17 protein-coding genes are annotated in these 23,673 nt (G+C 60.9%); 12 read left to right on the forward strand and 5 right to left on the reverse strand.

Features of this window, described 5'->3' with window-relative positions; genetic code table 11:
• Positions 1–254: 254 nt before the first annotated feature.
• Complete coding sequence (locus ACJ8HN_RS21925) at positions 255–1,493, reverse strand: MFS transporter (RefSeq protein WP_442523945.1); 1,239 nt, start codon at positions 1,491–1,493, stop codon at positions 255–257.
• 178 nt (positions 1,494–1,671) lie between these two features.
• On the opposite strand from ACJ8HN_RS21925, the gene ACJ8HN_RS21930 reads away from it, so the two are divergent.
• The 5 genes from ACJ8HN_RS21930 to ACJ8HN_RS21950 all read left to right on the forward strand — a co-directional run bounded on the left by ACJ8HN_RS21930 (position 1,672) and on the right by ACJ8HN_RS21950 (position 11,835).
• On the forward strand, positions 1,672–1,998 hold the full coding sequence (locus ACJ8HN_RS21930; protein WP_033654135.1) for a YqcC family protein: 327 nt from the start codon (positions 1,672–1,674) through the stop codon (positions 1,996–1,998).
• A 146-nt stretch (positions 1,999–2,144) separates the two neighbouring features.
• Positions 2,145–8,120 carry an alpha-2-macroglobulin family protein gene (locus ACJ8HN_RS21935; RefSeq protein ID WP_442523946.1) on the forward strand — a complete coding sequence of 1,992 codons (5,976 nt, stop codon included), beginning with the start codon at positions 2,145–2,147 and terminating at the stop codon, positions 8,118–8,120.
• Between the two features lie 49 nt (positions 8,121–8,169).
• Positions 8,170–10,518 carry a penicillin-binding protein 1C gene (gene pbpC, locus ACJ8HN_RS21940; RefSeq protein ID WP_442523947.1) on the forward strand — a complete coding sequence of 783 codons (2,349 nt, stop codon included), beginning with the start codon at positions 8,170–8,172 and terminating at the stop codon, positions 10,516–10,518.
• Between the two features lie 60 nt (positions 10,519–10,578).
• Positions 10,579–11,349, forward strand: coding sequence for a tRNA pseudouridine(65) synthase TruC (gene truC, locus ACJ8HN_RS21945; protein WP_442523948.1), 771 nt, complete (start codon positions 10,579–10,581; stop codon positions 11,347–11,349).
• Between the two features lie 33 nt (positions 11,350–11,382).
• Positions 11,383–11,835, forward strand: coding sequence for a flavodoxin (locus tag ACJ8HN_RS21950; RefSeq protein ID WP_048321895.1), 453 nt, complete (start codon positions 11,383–11,385; stop codon positions 11,833–11,835).
• Between the two features lie 57 nt (positions 11,836–11,892).
• On the opposite strand, the gene ACJ8HN_RS21955 is transcribed toward ACJ8HN_RS21950, so the two are convergent.
• From ACJ8HN_RS21955 to map, 4 genes are all read right to left on the reverse strand, one after another.
• Positions 11,893–12,282 (reverse strand): DUF3461 family protein, encoded by a 390-nt coding sequence (locus tag ACJ8HN_RS21955; RefSeq protein ID WP_004931929.1) that lies wholly within the window; start codon positions 12,280–12,282, stop codon positions 11,893–11,895.
• Positions 12,283–12,411: 129 nt separating this feature from the next.
• On the reverse strand, positions 12,412–13,236 hold the full coding sequence (gene dapD, locus ACJ8HN_RS21960; protein WP_004931932.1) for a 2,3,4,5-tetrahydropyridine-2,6-dicarboxylate N-succinyltransferase: 825 nt from the start codon (positions 13,234–13,236) through the stop codon (positions 12,412–12,414).
• Between the two features lie 42 nt (positions 13,237–13,278).
• Complete coding sequence (gene glnD, locus ACJ8HN_RS21965) at positions 13,279–15,942, reverse strand: bifunctional uridylyltransferase/uridylyl-removing protein GlnD (protein WP_033649826.1); 2,664 nt, start codon at positions 15,940–15,942, stop codon at positions 13,279–13,281.
• Positions 15,943–16,015: 73 nt separating this feature from the next.
• The gene (map, locus tag ACJ8HN_RS21970; RefSeq protein ID WP_004931936.1) at positions 16,016–16,810 is read right to left on the reverse strand and encodes a type I methionyl aminopeptidase; all 795 of its coding nucleotides are present in this window, start codon (positions 16,808–16,810) and stop codon (positions 16,016–16,018) included.
• 345 nt (positions 16,811–17,155) lie between these two features.
• On the opposite strand from map, the gene rpsB reads away from it, so the two are divergent.
• The 7 genes from rpsB (at position 17,156) to cdsA (ending at position 23,655) form a co-directional block, all read left to right on the forward strand.
• Positions 17,156–17,881 (forward strand): 30S ribosomal protein S2, encoded by a 726-nt coding sequence (gene rpsB / locus ACJ8HN_RS21975; protein ID WP_016929891.1) that lies wholly within the window; start codon positions 17,156–17,158, stop codon positions 17,879–17,881.
• Positions 17,882–18,010: 129 nt separating this feature from the next.
• The gene (gene tsf / locus ACJ8HN_RS21980) at positions 18,011–18,862 is read left to right on the forward strand and encodes a translation elongation factor Ts (RefSeq protein ID WP_033635739.1); all 852 of its coding nucleotides are present in this window, start codon (positions 18,011–18,013) and stop codon (positions 18,860–18,862) included.
• A gap of 148 nt (positions 18,863–19,010) precedes the next feature.
• A complete protein-coding gene (gene pyrH / locus ACJ8HN_RS21985; protein WP_004931940.1) occupies positions 19,011–19,736 on the forward strand; it encodes a UMP kinase in 726 nt (241 codons plus the stop codon).
• Between the two features lie 119 nt (positions 19,737–19,855).
• Positions 19,856–20,413 (forward strand): ribosome recycling factor, encoded by a 558-nt coding sequence (gene frr, locus ACJ8HN_RS21990; RefSeq protein WP_004931943.1) that lies wholly within the window; start codon positions 19,856–19,858, stop codon positions 20,411–20,413.
• A 157-nt stretch (positions 20,414–20,570) separates the two neighbouring features.
• Positions 20,571–21,767, forward strand: coding sequence for a 1-deoxy-D-xylulose-5-phosphate reductoisomerase (gene ispC / locus ACJ8HN_RS21995; protein WP_033654123.1), 1,197 nt, complete (start codon positions 20,571–20,573; stop codon positions 21,765–21,767).
• Between the two features lie 277 nt (positions 21,768–22,044).
• The gene (gene ispU, locus ACJ8HN_RS22000) at positions 22,045–22,803 is read left to right on the forward strand and encodes a (2E,6E)-farnesyl-diphosphate-specific ditrans,polycis-undecaprenyl-diphosphate synthase (protein WP_033635737.1); all 759 of its coding nucleotides are present in this window, start codon (positions 22,045–22,047) and stop codon (positions 22,801–22,803) included.
• 9 nt (positions 22,804–22,812) lie between these two features.
• Positions 22,813–23,655 (forward strand): phosphatidate cytidylyltransferase, encoded by an 843-nt coding sequence (gene cdsA, locus ACJ8HN_RS22005; protein ID WP_004931949.1) that lies wholly within the window; start codon positions 22,813–22,815, stop codon positions 23,653–23,655.
• Positions 23,656–23,673 lie beyond the last annotated feature (18 nt).

The raw sequence follows: 23,673 nt of genomic DNA on the forward strand, positions 1-23,673 counted from the left end.
ACGGAGATTGAGAGCCGGCACAGGACTGTCGGCGGGTCAGGAAGGCTGAGGAACCGTGTCAGGACGATGCTGCAGGATGATGCAAGGACCGCTTGGTCAGGATGGCCGCAGGAAAAGTTTTCAAGGATTGAGCAGGGAGCACGCTGTGTAGCGGGATAGCTATAAAACGAACCGGGGGCACTGTTAACGCAGTGCCCCCAACTTTTTGTTCCATTCCGCCGCGCGTGCGGCCCTGCCTTAATCCCTCTTCAGCGTTAACCAATCGCGCCCAGCGTATCGCCTGCGCCCTGTTTTTTCGGCAGCAGGAACAGCGTGGCGTAGATATCCAGCAGGTAAATCGCCGCCAGCAGACTGATGGCCGCGGTAAACGACACTTGCGTCACCAGCGCACCGATTACCAATGGCCCCAGGCCGCCGACGCCGCGCCCCAGATTGAACAGGATGTTCTGCGCGGTGGCGCGCGCCTGCACCGGGTAGGTATCGGAAATTAACGCGCCGTAGCCGCCGATCATGCCGTTGACGAACATGCCCATCACGGCGCCGGCGAACAGCATCAGCGTCGGGTCGCTCAACTGGGCGTAACCGATCACCATCACCACGGCGCCGACCTGATACAGCACGAAGATCTTCCAGCGGGGAAAGCGATCGGCCAGCACGCCAAACAGCCAGATGCCGAACGTCATGCCGACCACCGTCACCGCCGTCCACAGGCTGGACTTGGTGAGCGAGAAGCCGAAGTTTTTCGCCAGGTAAGTCGGCATCCAGATCATCAGCCCGTAGTAGCCGAAGTTCTGCACCGAACAGAGAATGAAGATGCCGATGCTGGCCTTGCTGGTGGCGCGATCCTTAAACAGCAGGCGCAAACGCTGCAGGAAGGAGAGCGATTGCCCAGCGTCTTTCTGCCGTACGAATTCCTCCGGTTCACCCAGAGTGCGGCGGATCAGGAATGACGCCAGCGCCGGCAGCAGGCCGACCAAAAACATGCCGCGCCAGCCGATGTGTTCCAGCAGCAGCGGCGTCAGGAAGGCGGCCGCCAGCACGCCCAGTTGCCAGCCCATGCCGACGTAAGCCGAAGCGCGGTTGCGCTTCTCCGCCGGCCAGGCTTCGGCGATCAGCGCCATGCCGATGCCGAACTCGCCGCCCAGCCCGATGCCCGCCAGGGTGCGATAGGCCAGCAGATCCCAATATCCTTGCGCCACGGCGCACAGACCGGTGAACAGGGAAAACATCAGGATGGTGATCGTGAGCACCCGGATTCGGCCGAAGCGATCGCTGAGGTGGCCGAAGATCACGCCGCCCAGCACCGCGCCGATCAGCGTCCAGGTGACCAGCGAACCGGCGGCCGATGAGGTTAATCCTAATTCGCTGCTGATGGCCGGCAGCATAAAGCCGAGGATCAGCAGGTCAAACCCGTCCATGGCGTAACCGGTGACCGAAGCCAGCATGGCCTTACCGGGCGTCGCGTGGTTTTTTTTCTCTGTTATTACGGACATGAATCTTTATCTGTGTGGTGAACTCGGTGGGCCTATTGTGCCGCGCGGCGGCGGACGCCACCAGATAAAAACGGCGGGCTGTCTCAGACGCGCCGAATTTGGGCTATAAAAATGCTATGCTTTGCCGCCTTTCAGCCAGCGCGCTGAATACCATGATGAAAAGAGATCGGGAATGCAGATGAGTATACATAACCAGGTGCGCCGCAGTTTGCAGGCGATTGAACAATCCATGCGCGATCTGGCGCTGTGGCAGGCCGCGCCGCCTGATCATGAGGCCTTCTCCAGCACCGAGCCGTTCTGCATCGACAGCATGTCGGCCGAAGCCTGGCTGCAGTGGGTGTTCTTGCCGCGCATGTATGCGTTGCTGGACGCCGAAGCGCCGCTGCCGACGCGCTTCGCCATCACGCCTTATTTCGAAGAGGCGTTGAAAGATCGTGAACCGAGCAGCCTGCCGCTGCTGGTGCTGCTGCAACAGCTGGATTTGATGTTGAATAAAGCGCCGTAATTCGCCGGCGGCGCGCAGATTTTTGCCGCCCGGCAGTGTAGAGTACTCGCGCGGATGCCGGGCAGGAGAGCCGAAGGCGTCTTTCGGCTCGGTAGAACCGCGGCGGTTGACCGGGGGCTGCATTAGGATGATGAGGTGCTGCAATAATGGATTTATTAAGGTTTATCCTGCGTTTGCCTTTTACCCTGGTTAAGGGCGTTTGCCGCCTGCTGGGCGGGATTTTGTCGCTGTTGGGGCGGTTGCTGAGACCGCTGGTCGGCAACCTCAGTTGGCGTGCGCCGGCCTGGTGGGCTGCGCTGCCGCGCGGTTTTTTGCGGCTCGAAAGCGGCGTAGATAAACACCCGAAAGCGATCGGTTTGGGCTTGCTGCTGCTGGCGGGCGCCACAGGCGGCGCGTTTTACGGCTGGCACTGGTGGCAAAACCGCCCCCAGCCCATCGAACCGGCGCCAATGGCGGTTCAGGAGATCAGCGCCGAGTTGGCCAACCCCGAGCCGATAGACTACGCCGCCGCCCGGCAGGCGCCGCAAACGGTGAGCCTGACCTTCAGCGGCTCGGCCGCGGCAATAAGCGCGGTGGGTAAAACCGTGAGCGCCGGCATCATCCTCAAACCGGCTGCAGAAGGGCAGTGGGCGTGGCGCAATGAGTCGACGCTGGTGTTCACGCCGAAAAAACCGCTGCCGATGGGCGCGAAATATGACGTAACCCTCGAGCCCGCCACCTTGCTGGCGCCGCAGGTCAAGCTCGCCAAAACCCGCTATGCCTTCACCGTGCCCGCGTTCGATTACCGCCTGGGGCAGGCCGAGTATTACCGCGATCCGCAAGATGCGCAGAAACGCAGCGCGATTTTCAATTTGCAGTTCAATGCGCCGGTCGACGTCGCCAGCTTTGAAAAACAGATTTCGCTGGGATTGAAGGAGGGCAGCGCTTCCTCCGAGAAAAAGCTGAACTTCTCCCTGGTCTATGACGAGAAAAAACTGAACGCCTGGGTGCATTCCGAGCCGCTGCAGGCGCTGGATCAGGGCGGTGCTGTGCATCTGACCGTCGGCAAAGGCGTTAAATCGACGGCGGCCGGCAATGCGGTCGCTGAGGCGAAAAGCAACTGGGTCAAAGTACCGACGCTGTACAGCCTGGCGCTGAGCGACGCCAGCGCCCAGGTGGTGGATACCGACGGCGGCCAAGGGCAGCGTGCGCTGGTGGTCGGCTTCAGCGATGCGGTGAAGGATAAAGAGCTGGCGCGGGCCACCAAAGCCTGGCTGCTGCCGCAGCACGATCCGAGCGATGCCGAGACCGCCAACGATGCTGAAGATTTCTATCAATGGACGGTCGACAGCGTCGGTAAAAACGTGCTGGCGCAGGCGACGGCATTGCCATTGACGCTTAACGAGGCGGAAGAGGCCTACCAGCCGCAGTTCAGCTTCCGCTTTGAAGCTCCGGCGCACCGCTTCGTGCTGATCGAGATAGACAACCAGCTGGTCTCCGTCGGCGGTTACAAAATGCCGAAGAAGGTTTATCGAGTGGTCGAAGTGCCGGAGTTCCCGAAATCGCTGCAGTTCATGTCCGCAGGCTCGCTGCTGTCGGTCAACGGCGACAAACAGATCAGCGTGGCGGCGCGCAACGTGGCGGGCCTGCGGCTGGACATCAAGCGGGTGATCCCGAGTCAGCTGCAGCACATCGTCTCCTTCAAAAGCCGGGAATACTCGTCAACGGAATTCAACCGGCTCAACGACGAATATTTCACCGAGCATTTCAAATACCAGACGGCGCTCAACAACGAGCGGCCGGGGGAAGTGAACTATCAGGGCATCGATCTCTCCCGCTATCTCTCCACCAACGCCAGTTCCCATCGCGGAGTATTCCTGCTGACGCTGTCCGAATGGCAGCCGAACCGGAAACCGGCGGCGGAAGAGGCGGGCGCCGAGCCAGAACAGGAACCGGACGAGAGCACCGGGGATGATCAGCCCGATGTCGGCGATTCGCGCTTTGTGGTGGTGACCGATCTGGGCATCGTCGCCAAGAGCTCGCAGGATAAGACGCGCGACGTCTTTGTGCAGTCGATTCAAAGCGGCGCGCCGGTTAGCGGCGCCAACGTGTCGGTGGTGGCCAAAAATGGCGTGACGCTGCTCAGCCAAACCACCGGGGCCGACGGCCACGTGCGTTTCCCGGCGCTCGATGTGTACACCAACGAGCGCCAGCCGGTGATGTTCCTGGTGGAAAAGGAGGGGGATGTCTCCTTCCTGCCGACCGGCAGCTATAACGATCGCGGGCTGGACTTCTCGCGCTTCGACGTCGCCGGTGAACAAACGCCGACCGATCCGCGCACGCTCGGCAGTTACCTGTTCTCCGATCGCGGCGTTTATCGGCCGGGGGATACCTTTAACATCGGCCTGATCACCCGCGCCGCCGACTGGGGCGTTGGCCTGGCTGGCGTGCCGGTGCGCGCCGAAATCCGCGATCCGCGCGACAAGCTGATGACCACCGTGCCGCTGACGCTGGGCGCCAGCGGTTTCAACGAGCTGAGCTATACCACCGATGAAAACTCGCCTACCGGCGAGTGGAACGTCTATCTGTATCTGATCGGCAAAAACAACGATACCTCCACGCTGCTCGGCCATACCGCGGTCAATGTGAAGGAGTTCGAACCGGATCAGCTGAAAGTGAAGCTGGCGCTGACGCCAAACCGCCAGCAAGGCTGGGTCAAACCGTCCGAGCTGAAGGCCAGCATCGATGTGCAGAACCTGTTCGGCACTCCGGCGCAGGATCGCCGCGTGAGCACCAGGCTGACGCTGCGGCCGATGTATCCGAGCTTCGATCGCTTCCCGGATTATGCGTTCTATGAAAATCGGCAAAACAGCGACGGGTTCGAAACCGAGCTGGAAGATCGCACCACCGATGAGCACGGCGCGGCCGATATCCCGCTCGATCTGAAATCCTACGCCGACGCCACTTATCAGCTGCAGCTGCTGTCGGAGGCGTTCGTCGCCGGCGGCGGGCGCTCGGTGGCGGCGACCGCCCGCACGCTGGTTTCGCCTTACGATTACCTGATCGGGGTGAAGGCGGACGGCGATCTGGGCTACATCAACCGCGACGCGGAGCGGCATCTGAACGTGATCGCCATCGATCCGAATCTGCAACAGATCGCCCTGCCGAATCTGAAGCAGGTGTTGATCGAGCAGAAATACATTTCGGTGCTGACCAAACAGGATTCGGGCGTTTACAAATACCAGTCGAAGATGAAGGAAGTGCAGCTGTCGGAACAGCCGCTGGCGCTGAGCGCGCAGGGCGCGGATCTGCGGCTGGCGACCGATAAGCCGGGCGACTTCGTGCTGGTGATTGAAGATACGCAGGGCAAAACGCTCAATCGCGTCGCCTACAGCGTGGCCGGCAACGCCAACCTGAGCCGTTCGCTGGATCGCAACGCCGAACTGAAGCTGAAACTGAACCAGGCGGAATATCAGCCGGGCGAAGAGATCGAGGTGGCGATCAACGCGCCTTATACCGGCAGCGGCTTGATCACCATCGAGAAGGACAGGGTTTACGCCTGGCAGTGGTTCCACACCGACACCACCAGCTCGGTGCAGAAGATCCGCGTGCCGGCCGGCATGGAGGGCAACGGCTACATCAACGTGCAGTTCGTGCGCGATATCAACTCCAGCGAGATCTTCATGAGCCCGCTGAGCTATGGCGTGATGCCGTTCAAGATCAGCACCAAGGCGCGGCAAAACAGCCTCGAGGTGACGGCGCCGGAGGTCATCAAGCCGGGTGAAAACCTGACGATGACGGTCAAGACCGACGCGCCGCAGCAGGTGGCGCTGTTCGCCGTCGATGAGGGCATTCTGCAGGTGGCGCGCTACCGCCTGAAGGATCCGCTGGAGTTCTTCTTCAGCAAGCGCGAACTGAACGTGAGCAGCTCGCAGATCCTCGATCTGATCCTGCCGGAGTTCAGCAAGCTGATGGCGCTGACCGCGGCGCCGGGCGGCGATGCGGGCGAGGGGCTGGATCTCAACCTCAACCCGTTCAAGCGCAAGCGCGACAAGCCGGTGGCCTATTGGTCCGGCATTACCGAGGTCAGCGGCGAGAAGCAGTTCGTCTACCCGGTGCCGGACTACTTCAACGGCAAGATCCGCGTGATGGCGATTTCGGTGACCCCGGAGAAAATCGGCAAGGCGCAAACCGCCGCCACGGTGCGCGACAATTTCATCATGACGCCGAACGTGCCGGCGATGGTGGCGCCGGGCGACGAGTTCGACGTCAGCGTGGGCGTCAGCAACAACCTCGACGGGCTGAACGGCCAGTCGGTGGCCATCAACGTTCTGTTGACGCCGCCGCCGCAGTTGGAGGTGGTGGGCAACGCGACGCAAAGCCTGACGCTGGCGGAAAAACGCGAAGGCGTGATCGCTTTCCGCCTGCGCGCCAAAGCCGTGCTGGGCGATGCGCCGCTGGTGTTCGACGCCCGTTACGGCGACCAGGCCAGCCGCCGTACCGTCAGCACCTCGGTGCGGCCGGCGGCGCCGTACCGTACCCAGTCGGTGATGGGGCGCATGAGCGGCGGCAGTCAGAACGTCGATGGCTTGCGCCAGATGTTCGACGCTTTTGCGCAGCGCCGGGCGGCGGTATCGAATTCGCCGCTGGTGCTGACCAGCGGGCTGGCGCAGTACCTGGCGGATTACCCGTATTACTGTTCCGAGCAGATCGTCAGCCGCTCCATTCCGCTGATGCTGCAGAGCCGCCACCCCGAGATGAAAAGCAGCCTGAGCCAGGCGGAAGTCAGCAAGCAGCTGCGCAACCTGCTTGGCGTGCTGCGTGCGCGCCAGAACGACAGCGGAGCGATCGGCACCTGGCGTTCGTCGCCGGATGCCGATCCTTTCGTCACGCCTTATGTGGTGCAGTATCTGCTCGAAGCCAAAGCGGCGGGCTACGCCCTGCCGGAAGGCATGCTGGACGAGGCCAACGGCGCATTGCGCGAACTGGCGGCCAGCGGATTCGACGATCTGTATCTGCTGCGCCTGCGCAGCTGGGCAGTTTACCTGTTGACGCTGCAGGGCGAAGTGACCACCAACTCGCTGGCGGCGGTGCAGGATACGCTGCAAAAACGCTATGGCGAAGGGTGGAAAACCGATCTGAGCGCGCTGTATCTGGCTTCTTCTTATCGGTTGTTGAAGATGGACGACGAAGCCGCCGCGCTGTTGCAACCGAGCTGGCAGCAGCTGAGCAAGGCGTATGACAGCGCCTGGTGGACGCAGAATTATTTCGATCCGCTGGTGCAGGATGCGACGCGGCTGTATCTGATTACCCGTCACTTCCCGGAGAAGGTGGCGTCGATCCCGCCGCAGGTGCTGGAGAATATGGTCAAGGCGCTGAAAGAAGAGCGTTACACCACCTACTCCTCCGCGATGAGCATTCTGGCGCTGGAAAGCTATTCGGCCCAGGTGGCGGCGCAATCCGCCAATGCGGATGCCTTGGGCATCGTGCAGGTAGGCAAAAGCGGCGGCGAGCCGCAGCGCATCAGTGAGCTGCAGGGGCTGTTCGTTCAGGGGCAGTTCAACGCCGATGCCACCGCGGTGCGCTTCACCAACGGCGGCAATGCGCCGGCCTGGTATGTGGTGACGCAGGCCGGTTACGACCTGAATGCGCCGCAAAAAGCGCTGTCGCGCGGCATTGAGATCGTCCGCGATTACACCGACGAACAGGGCAAGCCGGTGACGCAGGTGACGCTGGGGCAGAAGATCAATGTCCATCTGAAGGTGCGCGCCAACTCGAAAGAGGGGCAGAGCAACCTGGCGATCGTCGATCTGCTGCCGGGCGGGTTCGAAGTGGTGCAGCAGACGCCGCCGGAACCGGCCGATGCCGGCGAGGAGAGCGAAGACCGCGGCGGTTGGCAGTCGCCGCTGGCCGCTACCGGCTCCACTTGGGCGCCGGATTACAGTGATACCCGTGAAGATCGGGTGATTATCTACGGCAGCGCCGGCACCGAGGTACAGGAGTTCGTCTATCAGATCAAGGCCACCAATACCGGCAGCTTTATTGTTCCACCGGCCTACGGCGAAGCCATGTATGACCGTGAAGTGCAGGCGATGTCGGCCGGCGGCGGCAAGCTGGTGGTGGTGCCGGCGGGCAACGACTAGGCCGGCTCCGGCGCCAGGCCAGCGTCTGGCGCCGGGGTGGTGAGAACGTATGAAGATCCTGACCGGGCGCGTGCTGCAAAACGGCTTGATGGCGGTGTTTTTACTGGCGCTGCTGCTGGCCGCGATTCGGCTGTGGCCGCATCCGCCCCTGTGGCAGGGGCTGCCGCAGTCTTCCGTCTATTACGACAGGCACGGCGCGCTGCTGCGCATCACCCTGGCCAACGACGACCGCTACCGGCTGTGGACGCCGCTGGAGCAGGTGTCGCCGTTGGCGGTGCGCGGGCTGCTGCTGCACGAAGACCGCTGGTTCTACTACAACCCCGGTTTTAACCCCGTCAGCCTGATGCGCGGCTTCTGGCGCAGCTATGTCGCCGGCGGCAAAATGCAGGGCGGATCGACCATCAGCATGCAGCTGGCGCGCATGCGCTGGCATCTCAACACCCGCACGCCGGGCGGCAAGCTGCTGCAGGTGCTGCGTGCGGTGCAGCTGGAACTGAGCTACTCCAAGCGCGATATCCTGGAAGCCTACCTGAATTACGCCCCTTACGGCCGCAACATCGAAAGCATCGGCGCCGCCAGCCTGATCTATTTCGCCAAGTCGCCGAAGGATTTGACCCTGCCGGAGGCGCTGACGCTGGCGGTGCTGCCGCAGTCGCCCAGCTACCGTCTGGAGCCGAAAACCGGCGTGCTCGGCACCGCGTTGACCCAGGCGCGCAACCGTCTGTTCCAGCGCTGGCAGCGGGTTTACCCCACCGACGCCAGCCAGCAAACGCTGTTCCGCCTGCCGCTGGCGCTGCGCCAGCCCGAACAAGTGCCCTATATCGCGCCGCACTTTATCGAACAGCTGCGCCAGCAGACGCAGCAACTGGTGCAGCGCGATACCCGCGTCGACACCACGCTGGACGCCGGGTTGCAGCGGCTGGTTGAGCGGCAGGTCAATGCCTTTATCGCCCGCAACCGCAGCCGCGGCATCCAAAACGCCGCGGTGCTGCTGGTGGACAGCCGCGATATGGGGGTGCGCGCGCTGGTGGGATCGGCGGATTATTACAATCGGCCGATCCAGGGGCAGGTGAACGGCACCAACGCCAAGCGCTCGCCGGGTTCGACGCTCAAACCGTTCATCTACGCGCTGGGCATGGAGCAGGGCGTGCTGCATCCGATGACCATCCTGAAGGACGTGCCTTCGTCGTTCGGCGCCTATGCGCCGGAAAATTTCGACCGGCGCTTTCTCGGCCCGGTGACCGCCACCGACGCGCTGAATTTCAGCCGCAACATCCCGGCGGTGTATGTCGCCTCGCAGCTGCGCCAGCCGACCTTTTATCAGTTTTTGCGCCTGACCGGCGTCGCCAATATGGCCAACGAAAGCCACTACGGGCTGTCGCTGGTGCTGGGCGGCGGCGAGGTGACGGCGCAGGAATTGGCGAAGCTGTATGCGTTGCTGGCGAACCGCGGCGAGCTGCGACCGCTTCGTATGCAGCTGAACGAGGCCGAATCGACGCCGGTGCGGCTGCTGAGCGAGGAGGCCAGTTTCATCACGCTGGATATGCTGCGCCAGCACCGGCGGCCGGGCGATACGCTGGCGCAGCGTTCTTCTTCGCTGCCGGTGTACTGGAAGACCGGCACTTCCTGGGGCTTTCGCGACGCCTGGAGCGTCGGGATTTTCGGTCCTTACGTGCTGGTGGTGTGGGAAGGCAACTTCGACGGGCGCGGCAACAATGCGTTGGTCGGCGCCGAGGCGGCCGCGCCGCTGTTCTTCAACATCATCGACAGCGTCAATGCCAGCTACCCCGGCCTGCGGGAACCGAAGCACCCGTTCCCCCAACGGCTGCGGCGGGTGGATATTTGCCTCGCCAGCGGCGATCTGCCGACGCCGTGGTGCCAGCAGAAGGGCAAGACCTGGTTCATTCCCGGCAAGTCGCCGATCAAGGTCGACAGCGTCTATCGGCCGGTGGTGCTGGATATTCACAGCGGCGAGGTCGTTTGCCCGCCGTATGACGCGGCGCAGACCCGTACCGAAATCTTTGAGTTCTGGCCTTCCGATCTGGCCAACGTGTTCGCCCAGGCCGGGCTGCCGAAACGGACGCCGCCGGTCAACCGCTGCAAGGACAACGGCATCGCCGTCGGCGGCAACGCGCCGCGCATCACTTCGCCGCTGAAAAACACCACCTATACCCTGCGCCAGTCGCAGCAGGGGCGAGATAAAATCGCCTTCAACGCGGTGACGGACGCCGACAGCAAGACGGTGTACTGGTTCGTCGATGATATCTATCTCGGCAGTAGCGCCAGCAAAAAGCCGATCGACTGGCGGCCGATCGACAACGGGCGCTACCGCATTCGGGCGGTGGACGATCGCGGCCGTGCCGATACGCGGCTGGTGACCATCGAATGGGTGAACTAGCGCTGAGCCGCACGCCTGTTATACTCGCGCCCGAAACGGCTATTTACCTGGGAAAGCGATGTGATTGAGATTTTGTATCAGGATGAACACCTGGTGGCGGTGAACAAGCCGTCGGGCTGGTTGGTGCACCGCAGTTGGCTGGATCGTCATGAGACCCGCTTTATGATGCAGACGGTGCGCGATCAGCTCGGGCAGCACGTCTTTACCGTGCACCGTCTCGATCGCCCGACTTCCGGCGTGCTGCTGATGGCGCTCTCCAGCGAGGTGGCGCGTCTGCTGTCGCAGCAGTTCGAGCAGCATCAGGTGCAGAAAACCTACCATGCGGTGGTGCGCGGCTACGTGCAGGAAGGGGCGACCCTCGACTATCCGCTGACGGCGGAGCTGGACAAAATCGCCGATAAACATGCCGATGCCGATAAAGGGCCGCAGCCGGCGGTGACGCACTACCGGCCGCTGGCGCAGGTAGAGATGCCGGTGGCGGTCGGCCGCTACGACAGCGCGCGCTACAGCCTGGTGGAGCTGCAGCCGGAAACCGGCCGCAAGCACCAGCTGCGGCGCCACATGGCGCATCTTCGCCATCCGATCATCGGCGACAGCAAGCACGGCGATCTGCGGCAGAACCGCGGCATGGCGCAGCATTTCGGCTGCCCGCGCCTGATGCTGCACGCCAGCCATCAGCAGCTGACGCACCCGGTGACCGGTGAGGCGCTGCGGGTGACGGCGCGCTGGGACGAAGACTGGCAAGGGGTGATGACGCAGTTCGGCTGGGCGGGAGTATTCCCTGAACTTGCCGGGGTTGAGTTTAGCGCGGCTAACGGTCAGGATAGCTGACAATTTTTAAAGGTAATGAAGGGAGTAGGAGCCATGGCTCAGGTTGGTATCTTCGTGGGAACGGTCTACGGCAATTCGCTGCTGGTGGCGGAAGAGGCGCAAAACATCCTCAGCGAACAGGGCCATGAGGTCAAACTGTTCGAAGAGGGCACGCTGGAGGCCTGGCAGTATTATCGTCAGCACTACGCGCTGGTGATTACCTCCACCACCGGGCAGGGCGATCTGCCGGACAGCATCGCGCCGCTGTTCCACGCCATTCGCGATCAGGTTGGCTATCAGCCGGAGCTGCGCTATGGGCTGATCGCCCTCGGCGACAGCAGCTATGACAACTTCTGCGGCGCCGGGCGCGCGTTCGACGCGCTGCTGCAGGAGCAGGGCGCCACCCGCGTTGGCGAAGTGTTGGAGATCGATGCGATGGAACAGCCGGAGCCGGAAGTGGTCGCCTGCCCGTGGGTCGAGCAGTGGGGCACGCTGCTGCAATCGTAAAGTAAAAAGGCGCCGCGAAAGGGCGCCTTGGCGATGATGCGGATCAACCGATCCGCATTACTTGCCGCGGGTGAGTTTTTCCAGATCGGCTTCGATCTCGGCAATCTTGTGCGACACCACGCCTTCGAGATGGCGCAGGTCGTCGAGGATTTTACGCTTCAGATCCACTTCCACCTGATCGCGTTGGCACAGCTGATCCAGTTCGTCGATCACGTAACGCAGGTTCGGGTTGATCTCGTGAATTTCCTTGTAGCCCTGGCCGGCGTTGTCCGCCACCACGGTTTTACGCTGGCGCGGGTACTTGAACTTCACGCTTTTAGCGAAGAACTCGCCCTTGTCCTTGCGGAAATAGATCTTGAGGATGTCGTTGTTGGCCTCTTGACGCAGGCTATAGCGATCGACGTCTTCCGGTTGATTGATGCCCAAACTCTTCAAGTTATCGTACATACTGCGCCCTCTTTAGATGTGATCGTTATATTCCACGACTGCGATTATGGCGGAAAGCGAGGTCTGCGACTGTGACTGCCAGCGAAACGCAGACAAAAAAATAGCGGGTGAATCACCCGCTATTTCAATTTAGTCGATAGTGCGCAATAACTCATTAATGCCGACTTTACCGCGCGTTTTGGCGTCGACTTTCTTGACGATCACCGCGCAGTACAGGCTGTAGGAACCGTCTTTCGACGGCAGGTTGCCGGAAACCACCACCGAACCCGCTGGCACGCGGCCGTAATGGATTTCGCCGGTCTCGCGGTCATAGATACGGGTGCTCTGGCCGAGGTACACGCCCATCGAAATCACCGAGCCTTCTTCCACGATCACGCCTTCCACCACTTCGGAGCGCGCGCCGATGAAGCAGTTGTCTTCGATGATGGTCGGGTTGGCCTGCAGCGGCTCCAGCACGCCGCCGATGCCGACGCCGCCGGACAGGTGAACGTTTTTGCCGATCTGCGCGCAAGAACCGACGGTGGCCCAGGTGTCGACCATGGTGCCTTCGTCGACGTAGGCGCCGATGTTAACGTAAGACGGCATCAGCACGGTGTTGCGCGCGATGAACGCGCCCTGGCGCACGGTGGCCGGCGGCACGACGCGGAAACCTTCCTTCTGGAAGCGCGCTTCGTCGTAGTCGGCGAACTTCATCGGCACCTTGTCGTAGTAGCGGGTTTCCGCGCCGTCCATCACCTTGTTGTCGTTGATGCGGAAAGAGAGCAGCACGGCTTTCTTCAGCCACTGATGGGTGACCCATTGACCGTCGATCTTCTCGGCGACGCGCAGGGCGCCGCTGTCCAGCAGGCCGATCACCTGGTTTACCGCTTCGCGCGTTACGGTGTCTACGTTCGCCGGGGTGATGTCCGCACGGCGCTCGAAGGCGCTTTCAATAACGTTCTGTAATTGCTGCATGCTGTTCTCTTTCCTGATGTTGTCGGTAAAAAGTTACTTGTATCACATTTTATCGTTTGGGGTGAGGGCCTCTGTCAACCGTTGCTCCAACTTTCTGCGCGTTTCCTGGTCGAGCGCGCGCCGCTCGCCGTCGGCCAGGATAAACAAATCCTCGACCCGCTCGCCGATGGTGGAAATGCGCGCGCCGTGCAGCGACAGCCCCAGGTCGGCGAACACTTCGCCCACCCGCGCCAGCAGGCCGGGCTGGTCGAGTGCGGTCAGCTCCAGGTAGCTGCGGCGATCGGTATGGGTCGGCAGGAAAGTGACCTCGGTCGGCACGCTGAAGTGACGCAGCTTGGAAGAGGGCCGGCGCACGCGCGGCGGCTGATACTCCCGCTGGGTGATGGCCTGCAGCAGCGCCTGGCGGATCGCCGCGTGGCGATCCTGCGCCAGCGGGCTGCCGTCCGGCTCCAGCACGATAAAGGTGTCCATTGCCATGCCGTCGCGGTTGGTGAAGATCTGGGCGTCGTGCACGCTCAGATTGCGGCGATCCATCTCCCCGGCGACGGCGGCGAACAGATAAGGGCGGTCCGGGCTCCAGATGAAGATCTCGGTGCCGCCGCGCGTCGCCTGGCGGCTGACCAGCACCAGCGGCTGGGTGGAATCGTGGGCCAGCAGGTGGCGGGCGTGCCAGGCCAGCTGATTCGGCGAGTGGCGCAGGAAATAGTCGGCTCGGCAGCGGCTCCAGATGCGGTGCAGCGCCTCTTCGTCGATGTTGTCCATGCGTAGCAGCGCCAGCGCCTGCAGGCGGTGATGGCGCACGCGTTCGCGCAGATCCGGGCTGTTTTGCATGCCGCGGCGCAGCTGCTTCTCGGTGGCGAAATACAGCTCGCGCAGCAGGCTCTGCTTCCAGCTGTTCCACAGGGTTTCGTTGGTGGCGCAGATGTCGGCCACCGTCAGGCATACCAGATAGCGCAGGCGGGTTTCGCTCTGCACTTCGCTGCTGAACTGCTGGATCACCGTCGGATCCTGGATATCGCGGCGCTGCGCGGTGACCGACATCAGCAGGTGGCAGCGCACCAGCCAGGCCACCAGCTGGGTTTCACGCGAGTTGAGGCCGTGAAGTTCGGCGAACTCCACCACGTCTTCCGCGCCGAGGATCGAGTGGTCGCCGCCGCGCCCTTTGGCGATATCGTGGAACAACGCCGCCAGCAGCAGCAGTTCCGGGTGCGGCAGGCGCGGATACAGCTCCACGCACAGCGGATGGCGCGGCCGAGTCTGGTCGTCAGCGAAACTCTCCAGCTTCTGCAGCACGCGGATGGTGTGTTCATCGACGGTATAGGCGTGGAACAGGTCGAACTGCATCTGCCCGACGATCTTGCCCCACTGCGGCATATAGGCCCACAGCACGCTGTGACGGTGCATCGGCACCAGTGCGCGCGATACCGCGCCGGGATGGCGCAGGATGGCCATAAACAGATCGCGCGCTTCCGGAATGGTGCACAGCGGCTGCTTCAGGTGGCGGCGCGCGTGACGCAGCTGGCGCACGGTGGTGGAATAAATGCCCTTGATCTCGCGGTTGCGCACCATCAGGTAGAACATGCGCATGATGGCCTGCGGCTCGCGGATAAACAGCGTTTCGTCGCGCAGGTCGATCAGATCGCCGCGCAGCTGGAAATCGTCGTTCAGCGGGCGCGGCTTCTCGGTGGCGTCCAGCGCCAGAATGGCCTCGTCGAACAGCTGCAGCAGCATGTGGTTCAGTTCGCTGACGCGCCGCGTCATGCGGTAGAAGTCTTTCATCATGCGTTCGACCGGCTCGTTGCCTTCGCCTTCATAGCGCAGCAGCTGCGCGACGCTGAGCTGGCGATCGAACAGCAGGCGGTTGTCGTAACGCGGCAGCACCAGGTGCAGCGCGAAGCGGATGCGCCACAGGAAGCTCTGGCACTCGTTCAGCTCGTTGCGCTCGGCCTGGGTGAGGAAACCGAAGCCGACCATTTCGTCCAGCGAGGTGGCGCCGAAGTGGCGGCGCGCCACCCACAGCAGCGTGTGGATGTCACGCAGGCCGCCGGGGCTGCTTTTGATATCCGGCTCCAGGTTATAGCTGGTGCCGTGGTAGCGCTGATGGCGCTCCTGCTGCTCGTTGATCTTGGCGTGGAAAAACTGCGGCGAAGGCCAGAAGCCGTCGCTGAAGATATGTTTTTGCATCTGCAGGAACAGCGCGACGTCGCCGCAGATCATACGCGATTCAATCAGGTTGGTGGCCACGGTCAGATCCGCCAACCCTTCCAGCAGGCACTCTTCCAGAGTGCGCACGCTGTGGCCCACTTCCAGCTTGAGATCCCACAGCAGGGTGATGAATTCGCCGACCCGCTGCGACTGCTGTTCCGTCAGCCGGCGCTGGCTGAGTACCAGCACGTCGATGTCCGACAGCGGGTGCAGTTCGCCGCGGCCGTAGCCGCCGACCGCCACCAGCGCCGTTTCCGGGATATCTTCGAAGCCGTAGAACGTCCACAGCCGGCGTAGCAGGCGATCGATAAAGTCGCTGCGCGCCGCCACCAGGCTTTCGGCGCTGGAGCCGGCGTCGAACGCCGCCGCCAGCCACAGCTGGAACTGCTCCAGCCGCTGTTTCAGCATCGGGCAGGTGAGCTCTTCGTCGCCGTAGGTGCTGGGGGAGGCGGGCGGCATCGGCACGGCCGGGGCCGCCTGTTGAAGGAGATTGTCAGACATAGTGCGCAGCCCATAAAAAAGGCCGGCAAAAGCCGGCCTGGTGATATTCTGCACGCGGCGTGCGCCGCGGTGCTTACATCTCGTGCGTAATGATGTTGGGGATGGTGTCATCCTTGCGCAACGTCATTATCTCGCAGCCGTTATCAGTGACCACAATAGTATGCTCATACTGCGCCGACAAGCTGCGATCTTTGGTTTTTACCGTCCAGCCGTCTTTCATGGTGCGGATGCGGTAGTCGCCGGCGTTGACCATCGGTTCGATGGTGAAGGCCATGCCCGCCTGCAGCACCACGCCGCCATCGTCGGCATCATAGTGCAGCACCTGCGGCTCTTCGTGGAACACTTCGCCGATGCCGTGGCCGCAGTACTCGCGCACCACGGAGAATTTCTCGGCCTCGACGAATTGCTGGATAGCCTTGCCCAGGGTGCGCAGGCGGATGCCCGGCTTGACCATCTTCAGCGCCAGATACAGGCTTTCCTGAGTGACGCGGCACAGGCGCTCGCCCAGAATGGTCGGTTTGCCGACGATGAACATCTTCGAGGTGTCGCCGTGGAAGCCATCTTTAATCACGGTCACGTCGATATTGACGATGTCGCCGTCTTTCAGCGTTTTGTCGTCGCTCGGGATGCCGTGGCACACCACTTCGTTCACCGAGATGCACACGGATTTCGGGAAGCCGTGGTAGCCGAGGCAGGCGGAGATGGCCTGCTGCTCGTTGGTGATGTACTCGTGACAGATACGGTCCAGCTCGCCGGTGGTCACGCCAGGTTTGACGTGCGGCTCGATGATTTCCAGCACTTCGGCGGCCAGGCGGCCGGCCACGCGCATTTTTTGGATGTCATCAGGTGTTTTAATTGAGATTGCCATGAAATTCGTCCGCAGGTGTCGTTATCGTCGACAATAAGAAGCAGTGACTTATGGTATCAGCCCGGCCGGGGGCTGCCAAATTTCATTTCCCGATGCCCGGCGCAAAGCAACAAAAGTTGGTGTCGGCTGCGGGTTTATGGTATAAAGCGCGCCGGCGATCCGCGACTTGGTTCTTGTGACCTGGCAGGAATTGGCCGAAAATACTTTAACTGCACTCATTTTGTGTAAATAACACACACGTATCGGCACATCCGCCGGGGTGCCCTGAGGTGACTTGTCGCCGCCAGGGTCGGCGTTATGGGATACGTGGAGGCATAACCCCAATTAATCTATAGAGGTTTAATCATGGCAACTGTTTCCATGCGCGACATGCTCAAGGCTGGTGTTCACTTCGGTCACCAGACCCGTTACTGGAACCCGAAAATGAAGCCTTTCATCTTCGGCGCTCGTAACAAGGTTCACATCATCAACCTGGAGCAGACCGTACCAATGTTCAACGCCGCTCTGGCTGAACTGAGCAAGATCTCTTCCCGTAAAGGCAAGATCCTGTTCGTAGGTACCAAGCGCGCAGCAAGCGAAGCGGTAAAAGACGCTGCTAACAGCTGTGACCAGTTCTTCGTGAACCACCGCTGGTTGGGCGGCATGCTGACTAACTGGAAAACCGTTCGTCAGTCCATCAAGCGTTTGAAAGATCTGGAAATCCAGTCTCAAGACGGCACCCTGGACAAGCTGACCAAGAAAGAAGCGCTGATGCGCACTCGTGAACTGGCCAAGCTGGAAAACTCCCTGGGCGGTATCAAAGATATGGGCGGTCTGCCAGACGCACTGTTCGTTATCGATGCCGATCACGAGCACATCGCGATCAAAGAAGCCAACAACCTGGGTATCCCGGTATTCTCTATCGTTGATACCAACTCCAACCCAGACGGCGTTGACTTCATCATCCCTGGTAACGACGACGCAATCCGTGCAGTAAACCTGTACCTGACTGCCGTTGCTGCCGCTGTGCGTGAAGGTCGTTCTCAAGATCTGGCCGTTCAGGCGGAAGAAGGCTTCGTAGAAGCTGAATAATAAGGCAAGCTCGTCACTGAGCCCTTATTAACCAGGTATTGACATATGTTGGTTAGGGGGGCCTGTTAAGGCCCCCTTTGCTTATCTGAATGAGAACTGTCTCCACGCGAGATAACCGAGGAAAAATAAATGGCTGATATTACCGCTGCCCTGGTAAAAGAACTGCGCGAGCGTACCGGCGCTGGCATGATGGATTGCAAGAAGGCGCTGGTTGAATCCAACGGCGACATCGAACTGGCAATCGAAAACATGCGTAAGTCCGGTGCGATCAAAGCCGCTAAAAAAGCAGGCAACGTAGCTGCTGACGGCGTGATCAAAACCAAGATCGAAGGCAACTACGGCATCATTCTGGAAGTTAACTGCCAGACTGACTTCGTAGCGAAAGACGCCGGTTTCCAGGCGTTCGCCGACAAAGTGCTGGATGCGGCCATGGCCGGCAAAATCACTGACGTTGACGTGCTGAAAGCACAGTTCGAAGAAGAGCGCGTAGCGCTGGTGGCAAAAATCGGCGAAAACATCAACATTCGTCGCGTTGCTTCCCTGGAAGGCGAAGTGCTGGGCAGCTACCTGCACGGCGCGCGTATCGGCGTTCTGGTTGCGGCTAAAGGCGCTGACGAAGAGCTGGTTAAGCAAATCGCAATGCACATTGCGGCAAGCAAGCCAGAGTTCGTGAAGCCGGAAGACGTGTCTGCTGAAGTGGTAGAAAAAGAGTACCAGGTTCAGCTGGACATCGCCATGCAGTCCGGCAAGCCGAAAGAAATCGCAGAGAAAATGGTTGAAGGCCGCATGAAGAAATTCACCGGCGAAGTTTCTCTGACCGGTCAGCCTTTCGTTATGGATCCGAGCAAATCCGTTGCTCAGGTGCTGAAAGAGCACAACGCTGACGTGACCAACTTCATTCGCTTCGAAGTGGGCGAAGGCATCGAGAAAGTCGAGACCGACTTCGCTGCTGAAGTTGCCGCGATGAGCAAACAGTCTTAATGACTGTCGATGGAACCGCCGTCTGGCGGTTCCATACTATCCAGCCAGAATTACACCGGTGGCAGGCCCTGCAGCGTGATGCTCACCTCAGGCGCGTTTCATCGGCTGAAATCCCCAATACTAATACTGCTTCTTAGGACAGAACACCATGGCAACCAATGCAAAACCCGTATATCAGCGTATTCTGCTTAAACTGAGTGGCGAAGCCCTGCAAGGTGCAGAAGGTTTTGGTATCGACGCCAGCGTTTTGGATCGCATGGCTCAGGAAGTGAAAGAGCTGGTCGAACTGGGAATTCAGGTCGGTGTAGTTATTGGCGGCGGGAACCTGTTCCGCGGCGCGGGCCTGGCGCAAGCCGGCATGAACCGCGTAGTGGGCGACCACATGGGAATGCTGGCTACCGTGATGAACGGCCTGGCTATGCGTGATGCACTGCACCGTGCCTATGTGAACGCCCGCCTGATGTCGGCGATCCCGCTGAACGGCGTGTGTGACAATTACAGCTGGGCAGAGGCGATCAGCCTGCTGCGCAACAACCGCGTGGTGATCTTCTCCGCCGGTACCGGTAACCCGTTCTTCACCACCGATTCCGCCGCTTGCCTGCGCGGCATCGAGATCGAAGCGGACGTGGTGCTGAAAGCCACCAAAGTGGATGGCGTATACTCCGCCGATCCGGTGAAAAACCCGGATGCGACGCTGTATGAACAATTAACCTATCAGGACGTGCTGGAGCGCGAGCTGAAAGTGATGGATCTGGCTGCGTTTACGCTGGCCCGCGATCACGGTCTGCCGATCCGCGTGTTCAACATGAACAAGCCTGGCGCGCTGCGCCGCGTGGTGATGGGTGAGAACGAAGGTACGCTGATCAGCAAATAAGGCTGTTCACACCCCTTTTTCGGTGCGCGTGACGCCATGCGCCGCGCGCTCTCCGAGTACGATTACGGGCTATACTTGAGTATCGCCTGCCAAGTAACCAGCTTCCAAGGGTTTGCAACGTGACTAATGAAATCAGAAAAGATGCTGATTCACGCATGGAAAAAAGCGTAGAAGCATTCAAAAACCAAATCAGCAAGATCCGCACCGGCCGCGCTTCTCCAAGCATTCTGGACGGCATCATGGTGGAATACTACGGCGCCGCTACGCCGCTGCGCCAGCTGGCCAACGTGACCGTGGAAGACTCCCGCACGCTGAAAATCAACGTGTTCGACCGCAGCCTGAGCCAGGCCGTTGAGAAAGCGATCATGAGCTCCGATCTGGGCCTCAACCCGTCTTCCGCGGGTTCTGACATTCGCGTTCCGCTGCCTCCGCTGACCGAAGAACGTCGTAAGGATCTGATCAAGATCGTGCGCGGCGAAGCTGAGCAGGGCCGCGTAGCGGTGCGTAACGTGCGTCGCGACGCCAACGACAAGGTCAAGGCGCTGCTGAAAGACAAAGAGATCAGCGAAGACGAAGAACGTCGTTCACAAGACGAGATTCAGAAAATGACCGACGCTTATATCAAGCTGGTCGACGCCGCGCTGGCGGAGAAAGAAAAAGAGCTGATGGATTTCTAATCAGCATCGCGCAGAAAAAAAGCGTCGCCTGGGCGGCGCTTTGTTTTTTGTGGCGCAGATCCCGTTTCATCGTACTGAAAGATCATGGACAAGCGGTGTCCAAGGTTCCACACTGGAACACCTCCGATCTCATCAGACAGTTATTCAGAGTGAACTCATGAAGCAACTGACCATTCTTGGCTCGACCGGCTCGGTAGGGACCAGCACCCTGGCCGTGGTCAGGGCAAATCCCGACCTTTTTGCGATCAAAGCGCTGGTGGCCGGCCGCAACGTCGCGGTCATGGCGCAGCAATGCATGGAATTTCGGCCCGCCTTCGCCGCGATGGCGGATGAAAGCGCCGCGCGCGAGCTGCGCGCCATTCTGGCGGAAAACGGCGTCGCTACCGAGGTATTGGCCGGGGAGCAAGCGGCCTGCGAACTGGCGGCGTTGGACGACGTCGATCAAGTGACGGCGGCCATCGTCGGTGCCGCGGGGCTGTTGCCGACGCTGGCGGCGATCCGTGCAGGCAAGCAGGTGCTGCTGGCCAACAAAGAGTCGCTGGTCACCTGCGGCCGTCTGTTTATGGATGCGGTGCGCCAAAGCCAGGCGCAGTTGCTGCCGCTCGACAGCGAGCACAACGCGATTTTTCAGAGTTTGCCTGAGAGCATTCAGCGTCAGTTGGGATACTCTTCCCTGGACAGTCATGGTGTTTCGCGCATCGTGCTTACCGGCTCCGGCGGCCCGTTCCGCACCACGCCGCTGGAGCAGTTCGCCGCGATGACCCCGGATCAAGCCTGCGCCCACCCGAACTGGTCGATGGGGCGCAAGATCTCGGTGGATTCCGCCACCATGATGAACAAAGGTCTGGAATACATTGAGGCCCGCTGGCTGTTTAACGCCTCGGCCGAGCAAATGGAAGTGATCCTGCATCCGCAGTCGGTGATTCACTCGATGGTGCGCTATGCCGACGGCAGCGTGCTGGCGCAGCTGGGTACGCCGGATATGCGCACGCCGATCGCCCACGCGATGGCGTATCCGCAGCGCGTGAACTCCGGCGTGGAGGCGCTGGACTTCTGTCGCATCGGTTCGTTGACCTTCGCCGAACCGGAGCGCGAGCGTTATCCTTGCCTGTATTTGGCGATTGAAGCGTTCGATGCCGGCCAGGCGGCGACCACTGCGCTGAACGCGGCCAACGAAATCGCCGTGGCGGCATTTTTGCAGCAGCAGATTCGCTTCACCGACATTGCGGCGGTCAACCGCCAGGTGGTGGAGCGCCTTGCGCTGCAGGAACCGACCAGCATCGAAGCGGTCTTAGACATTGACCGCCAGGCGCGCGCCGCCGCCGAGGAGCGCGTTCGCGCGTTGCGCGGTTGAGGACGGCGATTATCCGATTTTGCTCGTAATTCACGCGTGCCGCAGCGGGGCCGTTTGTTCATGCCCCGCTGAGGTGGTATAGTCTGCGCCACCTGTCAGCGGTTATACCGTTGAATTATGGCCTGATTGGCGCCTTGTGCGCCAATGGCGGCCCGGCTGCGCCGGGCATCGCGAGGGCTGGCTGAAAGCCGTGTCGGGCACACGGCTTTTTTTGCGCGTAAGGGCCTGATGTTCCGGAAAGGCAGTTATATTTCTATTGAGGAAATAAGTACGAGTTATGTCGTCCGCAAACCAACAAGAGGCTAATCCATCTTCCCCGGGGCCGCGCCATGTCGCCATTATCATGGACGGTAACGGACGCTGGGCCAAACGTCAGGGCAAGTTACGTGTCTTCGGTCATAAAGCAGGGGTGAAATCGGTTCGCCGCGCGGTCAGTTTTGCCGCCAGCCACCATTTAGATGCGCTCACGCTTTATGCCTTCAGCAGCGAAAACTGGAACCGTCCGGTGCAGGAAGTCTCCGCCCTGATGGAGCTTTTTGTCCGTGCTCTGGATAGTGAAGTAAAAAGCCTGCATAAACATAACGTCAGGCTGCGGGTGATCGGCGATATCAGCCGCTTCAGCTCGCGTTTGCAGGAGCGGATCCGCCGCTCTGAAGCACTGACGGAAAATAACGATGGCCTGACGCTCAATATCGCTGCCAACTACGGTGGCCGTTGGGATATCATTCAGGGAGTAAGGGAACTGGCCGAACGGGTACGGGTGGGGGAGTTGCACCCGGATCAGATCAGCGAGGAATTATTGAACGAGCGGGTTTGCATGAGCGACCTGGCGCCGGTGGATCTGGTTATCCGCACCGGTGGCGAGCATCGCATCAGTAACTTCCTGCTGTGGCAAATCGCCTATGCTGAACTTTACTTTACTGATGTGCTCTGGCCTGATTTCGATGAACTTGTCTTTGAAGGTGCGCTGAATGCATTTGCACAACGTGAGCGCCGCTTCGGGGGAACAACACCTATCGGCGCCGATGCGTCCTAGGGAGAACTTTTGCTGAAGTATCGCCTCATAACTGCTCTGATTTTAATCCCGATCGTTATCGCGGCGCTGTTCCTGTTGCCGCCGCTGGCCTTTGCTCTGGTAACGCTCGTCGTGTGCATGTTAGCAGCCTGGGAGTGGGGCCAACTGGCCGGTTTTACCTCCCGTTCGCAGCGCATCTGGCTGGCGATACTGTGCGGTTTTCTGCTGGCGCTGATGATGCTCAGCGTTCCCGCGTACCATCAATCCGTGCCGCAGGTGAGCGGCTCGCTGTGGCTGTCGCTGGCCTGGTGGCTGGCGGCGCTGCTGCTGGTGCTGTTCTACCCCGGCTCGGCCGCCATCTGGCGCAACTCGCGCCCGCTGCGCCTGCTGTTCGGCCTGCTGACCATCGTGCCGTTCTTCTGGGGCATGCTGGCGCTGCGCCAGTTCGGCTACGAGCAAAACCCGTTTACCGGCGCCTGGTGGCTGCTGTACGTGATGCTGCTGGTGTGGGGCGCGGATTCCGGCGCCTATATGTTCGGCAAGCTGTTCGGCAAGCATAAGCTGGCGCCGAAGGTCTCTCCGGGTAAAACCTGGGAAGGGCTGATTGGCGGGCTGCTGACGTCGGCGGTCATTTCCTGGCTGTTCGGCCGCTACGCGCCGCTGAACGTGGTGCCGACCACGCTGTTGGCCTGTTCGGTGATCGCCGCGCTGGCTTCGGTGCTGGGCGATTTGACCGAAAGCATGTTCAAACGCGAAGCGGGCATCAAGGACAGCGGTCACTTGATCCCCGGTCACGGCGGCATACTGGATCGTATCGACAGCCTGACCGCGGCGGTGCCGGTGTTTGCCTGCCTGATGCTGTTGGTGTTTTAATCCGTCGATGACGGAAAG

This window comes from Serratia sp. CY29653 (genome assembly GCF_052169255.1).
GTDB classification, from domain to species: Bacteria; Pseudomonadota; Gammaproteobacteria; order Enterobacterales; family Enterobacteriaceae; genus Serratia; species Serratia sarumanii.

Coding starts and splice junctions, on each gene's coding strand:
- dapD (WP_004931932.1), bottom strand. CDS start 13,236: ATGCAGCAATTACAGAACGTTATTGAAAGCGCCTTCGAGCGCCGTGCG.
- ACJ8HN_RS21930 (WP_033654135.1), top strand. CDS start 1,672: ATGAGTATACATAACCAGGTGCGCCGCAGTTTGCAGGCGATTGAACAA.
- pyrH (WP_004931940.1), top strand. CDS start 19,011: ATGGCAACCAATGCAAAACCCGTATATCAGCGTATTCTGCTTAAACTG.
- tsf (WP_033635739.1), top strand. CDS start 18,011: ATGGCTGATATTACCGCTGCCCTGGTAAAAGAACTGCGCGAGCGTACC.
- ACJ8HN_RS21955 (WP_004931929.1), bottom strand. CDS start 12,282: ATGTACGATAACTTGAAGAGTTTGGGCATCAATCAACCGGAAGACGTC.
- rpsB (WP_016929891.1), top strand. CDS start 17,156: ATGGCAACTGTTTCCATGCGCGACATGCTCAAGGCTGGTGTTCACTTC.
- ispC (WP_033654123.1), top strand. CDS start 20,571: ATGAAGCAACTGACCATTCTTGGCTCGACCGGCTCGGTAGGGACCAGC.
- ACJ8HN_RS21950 (WP_048321895.1), top strand. CDS start 11,383: ATGGCTCAGGTTGGTATCTTCGTGGGAACGGTCTACGGCAATTCGCTG.
- map (WP_004931936.1), bottom strand. CDS start 16,810: ATGGCAATCTCAATTAAAACACCTGATGACATCCAAAAAATGCGCGTG.
- ACJ8HN_RS21935 (WP_442523946.1), top strand. CDS start 2,145: ATGGATTTATTAAGGTTTATCCTGCGTTTGCCTTTTACCCTGGTTAAG.
- ispU (WP_033635737.1), top strand. CDS start 22,045: ATGTCGTCCGCAAACCAACAAGAGGCTAATCCATCTTCCCCGGGGCCG.
- pbpC (WP_442523947.1), top strand. CDS start 8,170: ATGAAGATCCTGACCGGGCGCGTGCTGCAAAACGGCTTGATGGCGGTG.
- glnD (WP_033649826.1), bottom strand. CDS start 15,942: ATGTCTGACAATCTCCTTCAACAGGCGGCCCCGGCCGTGCCGATGCCG.
- ACJ8HN_RS21925 (WP_442523945.1), bottom strand. CDS start 1,493: ATGTCCGTAATAACAGAGAAAAAAAACCACGCGACGCCCGGTAAGGCC.